The 13,271-nt window shown below is 39.0% G+C and carries 10 protein-coding genes and 1 other annotated feature; of the genes, 5 read left to right on the forward strand and 5 right to left on the reverse strand.

Going from position 1 to position 13,271, the window contains the following annotated elements; genetic code table 11:
* Window positions 1-332: 332 nt before the first annotated feature.
* Window positions 333-1,145, forward strand: a complete 813-nt coding sequence (locus AC25Y1_RS00270) for a cobalamin-binding protein (RefSeq protein ID WP_488145933.1) — start codon at window positions 333-335, stop codon at window positions 1,143-1,145.
* Between the two features lie 50 nt (window positions 1,146-1,195).
* Here AC25Y1_RS00270 and tyrS read toward each other — a convergent pair whose 3' ends face one another.
* Window positions 1,196-2,461 (reverse strand): tyrosine--tRNA ligase, encoded by a 1,266-nt coding sequence (gene tyrS / locus AC25Y1_RS00275; RefSeq protein ID WP_488145934.1) that lies wholly within the window; start codon window positions 2,459-2,461, stop codon window positions 1,196-1,198.
* A 51-nt stretch (window positions 2,462-2,512) separates the two neighbouring features.
* Window positions 2,513-2,710 (reverse strand) — a binding site (T-box leader).
* A gap of 109 nt (window positions 2,711-2,819) precedes the next feature.
* Between tyrS and AC25Y1_RS00280 the strand changes: the two genes are divergently transcribed.
* Window positions 2,820-5,780: a transglycosylase domain-containing protein gene (locus tag AC25Y1_RS00280; protein ID WP_488145935.1), complete on the forward strand. Its 2,961-nt coding sequence runs from the start codon at window positions 2,820-2,822 to the stop codon at window positions 5,778-5,780.
* Window positions 5,781-5,843: 63 nt separating this feature from the next.
* On the opposite strand, the gene acsA is transcribed toward AC25Y1_RS00280, so the two are convergent.
* Window positions 5,844-7,526: an acetate--CoA ligase gene (gene acsA, locus AC25Y1_RS00285; RefSeq protein ID WP_488145936.1), complete on the reverse strand. Its 1,683-nt coding sequence runs from the start codon at window positions 7,524-7,526 to the stop codon at window positions 5,844-5,846.
* 179 nt (window positions 7,527-7,705) lie between these two features.
* Here acsA and AC25Y1_RS00290 point away from each other — a divergent pair, with 179 nt between their 5' ends.
* Genes AC25Y1_RS00290 through AC25Y1_RS00300 form a run of 3 tightly spaced genes read left to right on the forward strand, consistent with a single transcriptional unit; the run spans window position 7,706 to window position 10,168 of the window.
* On the forward strand, window positions 7,706-8,338 hold the full coding sequence (locus tag AC25Y1_RS00290; RefSeq protein ID WP_488145937.1) for a GNAT family N-acetyltransferase: 633 nt from the start codon (window positions 7,706-7,708) through the stop codon (window positions 8,336-8,338).
* A gap of 19 nt (window positions 8,339-8,357) precedes the next feature.
* Window positions 8,358-9,005: an acetoin utilization AcuB family protein gene (locus AC25Y1_RS00295; RefSeq protein WP_488145938.1), complete on the forward strand. Its 648-nt coding sequence runs from the start codon at window positions 8,358-8,360 to the stop codon at window positions 9,003-9,005.
* Complete coding sequence (locus AC25Y1_RS00300; RefSeq protein WP_488145939.1) at window positions 8,975-10,168, forward strand: acetoin utilization protein AcuC; 1,194 nt, start codon at window positions 8,975-8,977, stop codon at window positions 10,166-10,168. Before AC25Y1_RS00295 ends, AC25Y1_RS00300 begins: the two co-directional genes overlap by 31 nt.
* A 69-nt stretch (window positions 10,169-10,237) precedes the next feature.
* Here the strand turns inward: AC25Y1_RS00300 and ccpA are convergent, their stop codons facing one another.
* The 3 genes from ccpA to AC25Y1_RS00315 form a co-directional block, all read right to left on the reverse strand.
* Window positions 10,238-11,242 (reverse strand): catabolite control protein A, encoded by a 1,005-nt coding sequence (gene ccpA, locus AC25Y1_RS00305; protein ID WP_488145940.1) that lies wholly within the window; start codon window positions 11,240-11,242, stop codon window positions 10,238-10,240.
* Between the two features lie 65 nt (window positions 11,243-11,307).
* Window positions 11,308-12,384: a bifunctional 3-deoxy-7-phosphoheptulonate synthase/chorismate mutase gene (locus AC25Y1_RS00310; RefSeq protein WP_488145941.1), complete on the reverse strand. Its 1,077-nt coding sequence runs from the start codon at window positions 12,382-12,384 to the stop codon at window positions 11,308-11,310.
* Between the two features lie 194 nt (window positions 12,385-12,578).
* Window positions 12,579-13,256, reverse strand: coding sequence for a YtxH domain-containing protein (locus AC25Y1_RS00315; RefSeq protein ID WP_488145942.1), 678 nt, complete (start codon window positions 13,254-13,256; stop codon window positions 12,579-12,581).
* Between the last annotated feature and the right edge of the window lie 15 nt (window positions 13,257-13,271).

Genomic DNA, 13,271 nt, shown 5'->3' on the forward strand with positions numbered 1-13,271 from the left:
TTACTATCATTATTTACTTATCGCTATCGTTTCAATCAAAGTGTAGACAATTTCTCCATTTGTCATGCTCAATCCGTATTAGGCAAGGATGCATGCTGAGTTTCTAGATAAATCTTTCGATTATCAAATGAATACATGTAGTCTTAAGGTCCTGTTTTGCGGATATATGTGAAAAAGTGCGGATATGTTGCTCCGAGAGTCGGATATCTATCTCATATCGTCGGATATAAGCACCAAACTGACGGATATCCGCTCCAAACCTACGGATATCCCCAGGCACACTCTCCTTTCTTCTGCTAAACTGAAGAAAATGAGTGTGAGGTGAGGTCCTAGTGAAACTTATTTCAATTTGCCCGAGTAATACTGAGTTACTTGCTTATCTGGGGATGATTGATCAGCTAATTGCAGTTGATGATTTTTCGGATTGGCCTGAGTCTGTTAATCGTCTTCCCCGATTGGGTCCTGACTTATCTATTGATATGGATAAGGTAGAATCGCTAAAACCAGATTTGGTTTTAGCATCCTTGAGTGTTCCCGGGATGGAAAAGAATATTATAGAACTTAAAAAACGTAATATTCCACATATCATCTTAGACCCACAAAGTCTAAACGATATTGCAGATGACCTTCTATTGGTTGGACAGAAATGCGGAATTGAAGTAAGAGCAAAAATTGTACATGCAGAGTATTTAGTTTTTATTGATGAAATGAAAAAAAGAGCTTTAACCGTAACGAATACACCGACACTTTACTGGGAATGGTGGCCGAAACCAATATTTACACCTGGTCGTATTAATTGGTTAACGGAAATCAGTTCTATTGCAGGTGGATTAAATGAATTCCGAGACGTGGAACTTGCTAGCGTGCAAACGGATTGGAATGATGTATTGGAGAGAAACCCCGACTACATACTGCTTGCATGGGTTGGTGTGAGACCTGAAAAAGTTAATAAAGAAGTTGTTTTAAAACGCCCGGGTTGGAAAGACTTACCGGCAATAAAAGACAATCAATTTTCTATTTTGGAAGAGGAGCTATACTGCCGCCCTTCCCCTCGTCTGTTGGAAGGTGCTTTAAAGCTCGGAAAAATGATTCATCCCGATAGTTACAATGACTTGCAGCTACCTAAATGGATTACAACCATATAATAGAAAAAAGGCTATTCTCCTCGAAAAAAGGAAAATAGCCTTTTAGTATTTTATACGAACTTAATCATCGTGTAATTACGTCTGCCTCGGCGAACGATTGTAAATTCATCTTCCAATCGATCAGCTGCGTCAACTACATAATGCGTGTCCGTTACTTTTTCACCGTTAAATGAAATAGCACCATTGTTCACGTCTTCTCTTCCTTGGCGTTTAGAAGATGAAATACCTGCCTCGACAATGAAGTCGACGATATTTTTATCTTCTTTCGGCATTTCAAATGAAGGCACGTCTTTAAACGCATCTTTCATTTCATCCGCAGAGAGTGATTTTAAATCTCCGCTAAACAATGCTTGTGAAATACGAACTGCATTATCTAAAGCCTCTTGACCATGAATAAGTCGTGTCATTTCTTCCGCCAAAGCTTTTTGAGCTTTACGTAAATGCGGCTCTTCATTAACAGTCACTTCAAATGCTTCGATTTCTTCACGTTCAATAAACGTGAAAATCTTCATGTATCTAATGACATCCGCATCCGCACTGTTAATCCAGAACTGGTAAAATTCATATGGGGAAGTTTTTTTAGCGTCTAACCACACTGACCCACCTGCTGATTTACCAAATTTTGTCCCGTCTGCTTTTGTAACCAATGGAATCGTAATTCCGTAAGCTTTCGATTCTTCTTCATGCATTTTTCGAATGACTTCAAGTCCAGTCGTGATATTCCCCCACTGATCTGATCCGCCAATTTGTACACGACAACCGTAATTGTCATAAAGATGGTTGAAGTCAATTCCTTGAATGAGCATATAGGAGAACTCCGTAAATGAAATCCCACTGTCCAAACGTGATGCAACATTATCTTTTGCGAGCATATAATTAACACCTAAAAGCTTACCGAAATCTCGTAAAAATTCTATGATTGTCATTGAGCTAATCCAGTCATTGTTATTGACCATTTGTGCCCCGTTCTCAGAATTAAAATCAAATATTTGTTCCATTTGTTTCTTAATACCTTCTACGTTTTTATCGATTTGTTCAGTTGTTTGAAGTTGTCTTTCTTCTGAACGACCAGATGGATCACCAATCATCCCTGTTGCACCGCCGACAAGAAGTATTGGACGGTGTCCGTGCATTTGAAAACGACGCAATGTTAATAGCGGCACGATATGACCAATATGCATGCTGTCTGCAGTTGGATCTACTCCGCAGTAAAGGGAAATCTTTTCCTTGTTCAATAATGCTTCAAGGCCCTCTTCATCAGTTTGTTGATAGAGCAGGCCTCTCCATTTTAAATCATTCAATAATGTGTTTGTCATATGAATTCCTCCTAAAATTAAAAAATCCCCACATGATTTAATAAAAAATCATGCAGGGACGTTAGTTTAATTAGTAACGCGGTACCACCCAGCTTGAGAATAAATTCTCCGCTCGAAATCGCATTATCGCCGCGAACGCGCTACACTCCAGAGCTGTAATTCGTATGCGGTGTACTGAGCAACTTTCACCAGCCGTTGCCTCTCTAAACAGTTCCACAGCCACTACTTCGGCACTTTCAATGTGTAGATTAATATATATAATTAATAATATTATCTTATATTATGAAAATGTCAATGAAAGTTGTTTGATAACTACTCAATTGTGCTATAATAAGAACGATTTAAGGAGGTCATTGACTTGAATGATAATGAAAATAAACCAACAAAAAATCTACTGCGTCAAATAGAAGAAAAGCTAGATTCACTTACAAATACGAATTGGGCAAAGCGTTTGCGAATTACTTCAGGTGTTTTCTGGAACTTATTTCTTCTATTCCTCGTTTTTGGAATCACACTAACGATATTCGCAGCTTCAGTAGGTGCTGGATATTTTGCATCTTTAGTTGCAAAAGAACCACTTCGTTCAAAAGAGGAAATGCGTTCCAATATCCTTTCATACGAAGAAACCTCTGAAATATATGCTGGCGACGTGTACATTGGTCGCGTGAATGCAGACATAATCAGGAAAGAAATCAAACTAGAAGATGTCTCACCCCATGTGATCGATGCAGTTCTGGCAACCGAGGACGAGTACTTCGAAACTCATGAAGGTATTGTACCAAAAGCAATTTTCCGGGGATTATTCCAAGACGTCACAAATGCCGATAGCCAAACGGGTGGCTCTACGTTAACCCAGCAATTGATCAAACTTCAGATTTTAACAAACGAAGTTTCATATGAACGGAAAGCAAAAGAAATACTACTCGCTATGCGACTTGAGCACTTCATGGATAAACATGAAATATTGGAATCGTATTTAAATATTATTCCATACGGTCGTAATGCAAACGGTGATAATATTGCAGGCATTGAAGCTGCTGCTGAAGGTATATTTGATGTAAAAGCCAAAGATTTAAACCTTGCTCAGTCAGCTTATATAGCAGGTATTCCCCAAGCACCTTTTGCCTATACACCCTTTTACAATCAAGGCCAATGGAAGAAAGATGCTGAAGGTTTAAAACCTGGTATTAATCGTATGAAAACTGTACTGTTCAGAATGAAAGAAACGGGATATATAACAGATTCGGAATATAATGAAGCACTTAGTTATGACATTGAAGCAGATTTCCGTACTGCCCCACAACGTGCCAATGAGCTTTACCCATATTTAACACAAGAAATTCAAAATCGCACAGTGGACATTCTTGCAAAAGTATTAGCGGAAAAAGATGGGGTTGACCCTGAACGTCTCGACAATGAGAGTAAATTAAAAGAGAGTTATACGATTTTAGCCCGTCGTGATATCACGAGCGGTGGATATAAAATATACTCAACCATTGATTTGAAATTGTTTAATCATTTAGAGAAGATTTCTAATGAGTATGAAGATAAACTTGGTCCTGATGCAACCGTCAAAATAATAGATAAAGAAACTGGAAAAGAAAAAAGAATAAAAACACCGGTCCAAGTTGGTAGTATGGCAATCGAGAACAACACTGGAAAGATTTTGGCGTTTGTCGGTGGTCGAGATTTCGAATCTGAGGCGTTAAACCATGCAACCCAAGCACCTAGGGAAGTTGGATCATCTATAAAGCCACTTCTAATCTACGGACCTGCTATAGAATATGGGCACACCGGTGCTGGAAGTCCAATTGCAGATGTTTGGTTTGAAACGACAAAGTATGGCTTAACAGGAAGTGGTCTACCATATTCTCCAAAAAACTTTATAAAAACTGAACAAATGGGTGTAATATCAGCACGACAAGCTTTAGCATCCTCCCAAAACGTTGCTGCATCAAGAATGTATGAACAAATCATTGATAAAAGGCCTGTTGAATTTTTGGAGAAAATGGGATATTCCAAAATAAAACCTTTTCATTACGATATATTGGCGGCTGCACTTGGCCCAATTACGGCTACAGTTGAAGAAAATACAAATGCATTTGCAACTTTCGCTAATAATGGGGAATTCATCGATTCTTATATGATAGAGCGTATTGAAGATATGGAAGGAAATATCGTATTTCAACATGAAACAAAACCTGTTGAAGTATTCAGTCCACAAACAGCCTATATCATAACCGATATGCTACGGGACGTCCTTACAAATCGTAGAGGTACTGCTCAAATTATGAAACAGAACTTGAATTTTAATATTGATTTGGCAGCAAAAACAGGTACCTCAGATGATTTTGGAGATGCTTGGCTTGTGGGTTATAATCCAAATGTTTCGCTTGGTGTCTGGATTGGCTATAAGTACCGTACATCAAGTTTAGAACTAGGTGATAGTCAATATGGCCCTCCGAGTTCGCGTGTCAACAAACTATTTGCCAACCTAATGAACGGGATTAATGAAGTTCGTCCTGAAATCCTAAAAGCAGATTCGAAATTTAAAATGCCAGAAGGTGTTGTGTCACGATCATTTTGTGGAATTTCAGGCCTTGCGCCTTCTGCTGAATGTTCAGCTGCTGGACTCGTCACTTCAGATTTGTTTAATGCGAATGTCTTTGTACCAACAAAAGCGGATGATAGTCTCATATCTTCTTCCTATGTTCAAATGAATGGAAATAAATATCGAGCACTTTCATCAACACCGCAAGAATTTGTTGTTTCAAAAGGCGGAATTGGGGTTAGTCAAGACTATATTGACTGGATTTTGCGTCCTTTTGGCGGAGATCCACAATATCTATTCCCTAATAATTCATCATTTGGCCAAAATGTGATTTCAGAAACAAAATTCCAGGCTGATGATGCTGCACCAGCTGCAGTCACACTAACGTTAACGGATAATAAAATAACATGGGCAGCTTCCGCTTCGAATGACGTTATTGGTTATTATGTCTATTCGACTGATGGAAGTGAGAAGAAAATTGCGACGGTTCGCGACGGCGAGTCCTATTCCCATACAGTTGGTCCAGGCTCATATATGGTAAAAGCCGTAGATATTACGGGTAAACTTTCAGGTGCTTCTAATATTGTTACATTTGAAAAAGAGGAGCCACCTGAGGAAGAACCAGAAGAGCCTAATGAACCACCTAAAAATGAACAACCGGGAAAACCGCCAAAAGATGATAAGCCTAAAAATCCAGGAAAACCTAAAGATCCACCTGAAGATGATGAGGATCCGCCTGGTATTGATCCCCCAGAAGATGAAGAATAAATAGAAAAAGCTTACTCGATACGTTTAAAAACGTACCGAGTAAGCTTTTTTACATTTCATAAATTACGCTTTTAATTCCCAAGACTTTAAAACACTGCGCATTATTTTCCCGCTACGTGTTTTTGGTAATATGTCTTTAAATTCGATTTCCTTTGGCGCAGCATAGGCAGCCAATTTTTTTCGGACAAAACGCTTGATATCTTTTTCCAACTCAAGAGAGGGTTCATAACGCTCATTCAGGACAATGAATGCTTTAATCACTTCTCCTTCTACTGGATCCGGTACCCCGATTACGCCAGCTTCTTCAACCGCTTCGTGTTCTCGAAGTCTTTCCTCGACCTCAAAGGGACCTACACGTTCTCCGCTCGTCATAATGACATCGTCCACTCTACCTTGGAACCAGAAGTAACCATCCTCATCCATTAAAGCAGAGTCACCAGTGACAAACCATTCATCGTTTATAAAACTCGTCTCATAATCGACTTCATTGTTCCAAATACTGCTCATCATTGCGGGCCAGCCTTTCTTGATCGCAAGGTTCCCTACTACCCCTGGCAATCGTTTATTCCCTTGGTGGTCAATAATTGCAATTTCCACTCCAGGAATCGCTTTCCCCATCGAACCAATTTTAATCGGTAGACATTGGAAATTTGCGATCATATGTGCACCGGTTTCAGTTGTCCACCATGTATCATGAATGCGTAAATTGAACGAATCCGTCCCCCATTGGATAACTTCCGGATTTAACGGTTCTCCTACTGAAAGAATATGTCTCAGAGACCTTACATCAAATTTTTGTATTTGGGCTTCCCCTGCGCCCATCAACATGCGAAAAGCAGTCGGCGCACTATACCAGACAGTAACGCTGTATTCTTCAATAATATTGTACCAACCTTCCGGAGAGAACTTATCGCCTAAAACAACGATTGTTGCGCCCGCCAGCATCGGACCGAACATACCATAAACCGTTCCCGCTACCCACCCCGGATTTGCTGTACACCAAAAAACATCTTCATCATTTAAATCCAACACCCAGCGAGTTGTTTGAAGCTGCTGAACCATCGCTTGTTGAGTAAGTATAATGCCATTCGGTTTGCCTTTATTTCCTTCTTTGTAATGAAGAAGTGCCGCATCCTCTTTCTTTAACCAGGTCAATTGAAATTCTGTTGAAGCTTTCTTTAAATGTTTCAGAAAATCTATGACATTTCCTTCTTCCTTAACATCTTCACCCACAAGAAAAATTGTTTCTAATTTCGGTAATTTATCTACTGGAACTTCTTGAAGGAGTTCGGGCGTAGTCACAATGACTTTTGCTTCACTATCCATAAGCCGTTCATAGACAGCCGCCTCTTTAAATACATCGAATAAGGGTCCGACAATGGCGCCTAATTTTAATGCACCAAAGACAGAGAAATAGAGCTCTGGTGAACGCGGCATAAAGACAAATAGTCGATCTCCTTTTTTTAGTGAAGACTGATTAAGAAATACATTTGCTGCCTTATTCGTCATCTTTTTCATTTCAAAATACGTATAAGCTTCTTTTCGATTGTGATCTTTATAGTAAAGCGCGACCTTATTTTTTCTTGATGTTGACGCATGGCGGTCAATGGCTTCATATGCGATATTTATTTTTCCATTCTGGTACCAAGTAAATTCCTTTTCAACATCGGCCCATTTAAATTCTGTTGTTGTTTGGTTGTAGTCGTTTAACTGAAAGTCCCCTTTTATAACTGGAAGCGTTTTCATCTTTGATTCCCCACCCTTTCAAAACTAGTACACTACCATTCTACAATAGAAAAATGGAAATGTGTAAAGATTTCATTAGTTTCTAATTGTTTTCACTTTGTAACAGAAATTCAGCTGACAGACGAACTTTATGTTGTATACTGTTACTATAGTCATTTATAAATGAGGCGGTGGTCATGATGGAACATAAAAAAACCTACAATGCCATGGAGATTAAACATAAAAACGGCGATGTTATTATTGAAGGACCCATCTCGTCAAAGGAATTAGCTGGACTTGATTTTCATAAGGATCTAACGGCTTTTCGACCTGCTCCAAAACAACACGAAGCGTTAGTTAAAATTTCAAAGCTTCCTGAAGGTCGAATTATTATTGCACGTGAATTAAATGAAATCGTGGGTTATGTAACTTTTGTTTACCCTGATCCGATGGAAAGATGGTCAGAAGGTAATATTGAGAACTTGATCGAACTCGGTGCTGTTGAAGTTATTCCAAAATTTCGTAGCGGTGGCGTAGGTAAAGCGCTCTTAGCTGTCTCAATGATGGATGATGCGATGGAGGATTATATTATCCTTACTACGGAATATTATTGGCATTGGGATTTAAAAGGTACAGGACTTAACGTTTGGGAATACCGAAAAGTTATGGAGAAAATGATGAAAGTAGGCGGACTTGAATATTTTGCGACAGACGAACCGGAAATTAGTTCTCATCCAGCAAACTGTTTAATGGCACGTATTGGAAAAAGAGTTGCCCCGGAATCTGTTCAACAATTCGATAATTTACGTTTTCAAAATCGCTATATGTACTAACTCGAAAGCAGGTGTAGTCATGTTAATCGAAGAGATTATGAAACGAAATGTTATTACACTCTCCCCAATGAATACCGTGAAAGATGCGGTTGAAATTATGCTAGAAAACAAAATTCGGCATCTTCCCGTAATTACCGCGGACAAAAAAGTTGTCGGCATTATCACTGATCGTGACTTGAAAAGTATTGTCCCATCCACTTTTTCAGCTCATCCGGATAAGGAAGTATATGCGCTCAAATTATCCGAAGTCATGACCAAGAATCCAATTACGGCACATCCAATGGATTTTGTCGAAGAATCTGCCATTATATTTTATAATCATCAAATTGGTTCTTTACCAATTGTTTCAAATGATAAACTTGTCGGCTTAATCACAGAAACAGATTTACTTTATAAATATATTGAACTAACTGGAGCCCACCAACCTGGTTCACAAATTGAGGTTCGCGTCCCAAATGTTCCAGGAATTCTTTTTGAAGTATCAAAAGTATTTTATGAACAAAAAACAAACGTCCTAAGTGTGCTTGTTTATCCAGATAAGCATCAACCTGAAAATAAAATTCTTGTCATTCGAATAAATTCGATGAATCCACTGAAGATCATTGATGGGCTAAAGTCAGAAGGATTTGATGTTCTATGGCCGAACGTACCAGGAATCCAATTATGAAGAAAAATGCTGTCTTCATTTATTCAGAAGAACAATTGGGCTATTCTTTTTCCGAAACACACCCTTTTAACCAAAAAAGAATTGTGTTAACTTTGGACTTACTGAAAAGTGCTGGCGCCATTTCAGATTCTGATATTCTTGCACCTCGTATCGCAACTGACGAAGAATTAATGCTTGCTCATGATGCAAATTATATAGACATTGTAAAAAGGGCCGGTAAAGGTGAAAAAATCGAAGCGATCGGTGATATTTACGGTATTGGCACGGAAGATACCCCTATTTTCCCAAACATGCATGAAGCGAGTGCAATGCTTGTAGGCGGGACATTAACAGCTGTAGATGAAGTGATGAACGGAAGATTCCGGCACGCGCTTAACTTAGGTGGCGGTCTGCATCACGGATTTAAAGGACGTGCTTCAGGATTTTGTGTGTATAATGACAGTTCCGTCGCAATTAAATACCTACAACAAAAGTACGGTGCAAGGGTTCTCTATATTGACACGGATGCACATCATGGAGACGGCGTGCAATGGAGTTTTTACGACGATCCTGATGTATGTACACTATCAATACATGAAACTGGACGCTATTTGTTCCCTGGCACTGGAGGAATTACGGAACGCGGAAACGGAAAGGGTTACGGTACCTCATTCAATTTTCCAATTGATGCATTTACTGAAGATGAATCGTTTCTTGAAATCTATCGAACTGCGATTCATGAAGTTGCCGCGTATTTTAAACCAGACGTAATTTTAACCCAAAATGGGGCAGATGCTCACTATTTCGATCCACTTACCCACCTATATGGAAGTATCAATCTGTACAATGAAATACCACGTTTAGCCCGTGAAATCGCAAATACTTATTGTGAGGGTCGGTGGATTGCTGTTGGAGGCGGTGGCTATGATATTTGGCGTGTTGTTCCAAGGGCATGGGCACATCTATGGATAGCGATGAATGATCAGGAAGCGCCTACAGGCCCTCTGCCCTCTGATTGGGTAACCAGATGGCAAAACGAATCCCCAGTCCAATTAATAGATACCTGGGAAGACCCAGATCCATTATACAAACCAATACCACGGAAAGCTGAAATTTCCGAGAAAAATAGGCAAATGCTTAACCAGGTCTTGCATATAATCCGAGAAAATTACAAGAGTTCCTAATTTGATTAGAAAAAAGAACAGTCTATATTCGGGATTAACCATCCCAATATAGACTGTTCTTTTTCATTTTTATTTTTTCGACTTGATAGAATCACGATTTTCAAAGCGGTAAGGTAAATTGATTTTACTATCTTCAATTTCTTCATTATTCATAAGCTTTGTCAATAATCGCATTGCAACTGCACCTAAATCATAAAGTGGAACGGCAACTGAGGATAATTGTGGTCTGACAATTCTTGCAAGATCTGTATGTTCAAAACAAATAAGTTCATAATCATTCGGTACTGACAAGCCATCATCACGGATTCCATTTAGAACGCCTACTGCTAATGTATCATTTGTTGCAAATATACCAGTTGGTTGAAGGTCGAGCTTTTTAATCTCATTCCAACTTTCGTATCCATGATCATAGGAGTTCGTCACTGGGAAGATTAACGAATCATCATATTCAATGCCCGCTTCACTTAGTGCGCGTTCATAGCCGCTTTTCTTAGCACGGTTTATATCCCTAGTCAGTGGCCCTCCGAGGAAAACGATTCGTTTATGTCCATTTTCGACTAGTTTTGAAACTGCTTCAAAAGCAGCTTGCGCATAATCGATGTTCACTGTTGCAAATTGATCGGCCTCATCTAGTGTGCCTGCCAATACAACTGGAACAGATCCCCTAGACATTTCAGCTCGAACTTCATCAGAAAGCGAATCACTCATAAAGATCAACCCATCTACTTGTTTACCGAATAGATCCATGAGCAATTCAACCTCGCGATCAGGACGCTCATCAGAATTTGAAACAATAATATTATATTCGTACATTGTTGCTACATCCGCAATTCCACGTGATAGTTCGGCGTAAAAATTAACTGATATATCGGGTATGATAACGCCGACAGTTGTTGTTTTTTTACTTGCCAAACCTCGTGCAACAGCGTTTGGTCGATAACCTAGTTCTTCAATACAAGCCAAAACTTTTCGTCTTGTAGATGGTTTCACATTTGGATTACCATTCACGACACGTGAAACAGTTGCCATTGAAACATTCGCTTCTCGTGCTACATCATAAATTGTTACTGCCATTTAAGTTTCTCCTTCCCTAGTAAAAACGCCGGAACCATGAATGGCCCGGCGATTAGTGTCTAACATTAGTCGTGAGTTTTCATGAAGTCCATCATTGACGCGTAAAACTCATCAAATTGGTTTAAATCCATTTGTTGAGCTGAATCAGACAGGGCTACTGCTGGATCTGGATGTACCTCTGCCATTACTCCGTCTGCCCCTACTGCAATCGCTGCTTTTGCAGTTGGTATTAACAAGTCACGTCTACCCGTTGAGTGCGTAACATCAACGAATACTGGTAAATGCGTTTCTTTTTTCAATATTGGAACAGCTGAGATATCAAGCGTGTTTCGCGTTGCACGCTCGTATGTACGAATTCCTCGCTCACATAGAATAATTTGATCGTTTCCTTGTGAAATGATATATTCTGCAGCATGTATAAATTCATCAATTGTTGCAGATAGACCACGTTTTAATAAGACTGGTTTATTTACAGAACCGACTTCTTTAAGTAATTCAAAGTTATGCATGTTACGTGCACCAATTTGAATAACATCGATATACTCAAGCGCTTCTTCTAAATGTGACGGTGTGATAATCTCACTAATTACGGCAAGACCGGTTTCATCAGCCACTCTTTTCAAGATTTTCAATCCTTCTAATCCTAATCCTTGGAAATCATATGGTGAAGTACGTGGCTTGTATGCCCCGCCTCTTAATAGTTTTTGTCCTTTTGCTTTAACAGCATTAGCTACTGTCAAAACTTGCTCATAAGACTCTACTGCACATGGGCCAAATATAAAGGTAGGTGAACCGTTTCCGATTGGAACCCCATTTACATTTACAATCGTATCTTCTTTTTTACGTTTTCTTGAAACGAGAAGTGCATTACGTTGTTCGTCTTCTTGTATTTCTAAAGCTGACATAAAAATCCCTTTAAAAATTTGTTCCATTACGCCAGTTGAAAGAGGCCCTTGGTTATATTCTTTAAGAGAATTAAGCATTTCACGTTCTCGGATAGGGTCATATCGATTGACACCTTGTTTTTCTTTTACTCTTCCAATTTCTTGGACGAGTTCAGTTCTTTCGTTAATAAGATCTAAAATCCTTGTGTTCAATTCGCTTACTTGGTCTCTTAATTCATCTAGATTAAGGTGTCCCATTATGTCCATCTCCTCCCCGTACAGTTCATTCGTCTTTTTGTAAATGAATGAATGTAAGATTTTTGATAATAGACTTATTATAGAGAAGACTTTTAGAAAAGTCACGCATAAACTCACATTTTTTAAGTTTATTCGCTTTTATGCATATAAATGCCCCTAAATCTGGCTAAATGATTTAGGGGCACAAGCTTTGTCTATTTCGATTCAGCTTTTACAACTGCATCTTTAATCGCTTCTGCCGTCGTTGTAACTACATCTTCGTCATCAAGTTGTTCAAATGATGATTGAACATAGTCAGTAGGCTCCTCACCTTCAGCAGATACAGTCCCATCATCCAATGGCACGGATGTTTTAGAACGAATTGATTTTACTTTATCTACGATTTGTTCGGATTGTTCTTGAATAGATTTTGTTACGCCTTCAGTCTTTTCTTTTGCTACAGCCGATATTTCTGAAGCTTTATCTTTTGCTACAGAAGTATATTCAGATGCTTTGTCTTTCGCTATTGATGTATATTCAGTTGCTTTGTCTTTTGCTATTGATGTATATTCAGTTGCTTTGTCTTTTGCTACAGTGCTAATTTCAATTCCTTTATCTTTTAACTGGCCTGCTTGAGATGTGAAATCTTCACGCATTTCTTTCCCCGTTTTAGGTGCAAGGAATAGTGCAGCTGCAGCTCCGATTACGCCACCAATAATGGCGCCTGCCAAGAAACTTCCAGCTCCAGAATCTACGTATTCATATTCATCATAGAAAGAATCGGTATATCCACGGTCATTATAGTCGTATTGGTTTGGCATATAAGATTGTCCGTGTTGGTTATTTTCATGTTGGCTGTCATTTGTGTAATTTGGGTTTGCTTTTTTAGTCATTTGGGTTTCCTCCTA

The sequence above is a fragment of the Sporosarcina sp. Y1009 genome (assembly GCF_057669865.1).

Excerpts from the sequence above, each read along its gene's own strand:
- tyrS (WP_488145934.1), bottom strand. The coding sequence starts at position 2,461 with ATGACAAACACATTATTGAATGATTTAAAATGGAGAGGCCTGCTCTAT.
- acsA (WP_488145936.1), bottom strand. The coding sequence starts at position 7,526 with ATGAAAACGCTTCCAGTTATAAAAGGGGACTTTCAGTTAAACGACTAC.
- AC25Y1_RS00290 (WP_488145937.1), top strand. The coding sequence starts at position 7,706 with ATGGAACATAAAAAAACCTACAATGCCATGGAGATTAAACATAAAAAC.
- AC25Y1_RS00295 (WP_488145938.1), top strand. The coding sequence starts at position 8,358 with ATGTTAATCGAAGAGATTATGAAACGAAATGTTATTACACTCTCCCCA.
- AC25Y1_RS00300 (WP_488145939.1), top strand. The coding sequence starts at position 8,975 with ATGGCCGAACGTACCAGGAATCCAATTATGAAGAAAAATGCTGTCTTC.
- ccpA (WP_488145940.1), bottom strand. The coding sequence starts at position 11,242 with ATGGCAGTAACAATTTATGATGTAGCACGAGAAGCGAATGTTTCAATG.
- AC25Y1_RS00310 (WP_488145941.1), bottom strand. The coding sequence starts at position 12,384 with ATGGGACACCTTAATCTAGATGAATTAAGAGACCAAGTAAGCGAATTG.
- AC25Y1_RS00315 (WP_488145942.1), bottom strand. The coding sequence starts at position 13,256 with ATGACTAAAAAAGCAAACCCAAATTACACAAATGACAGCCAACATGAA.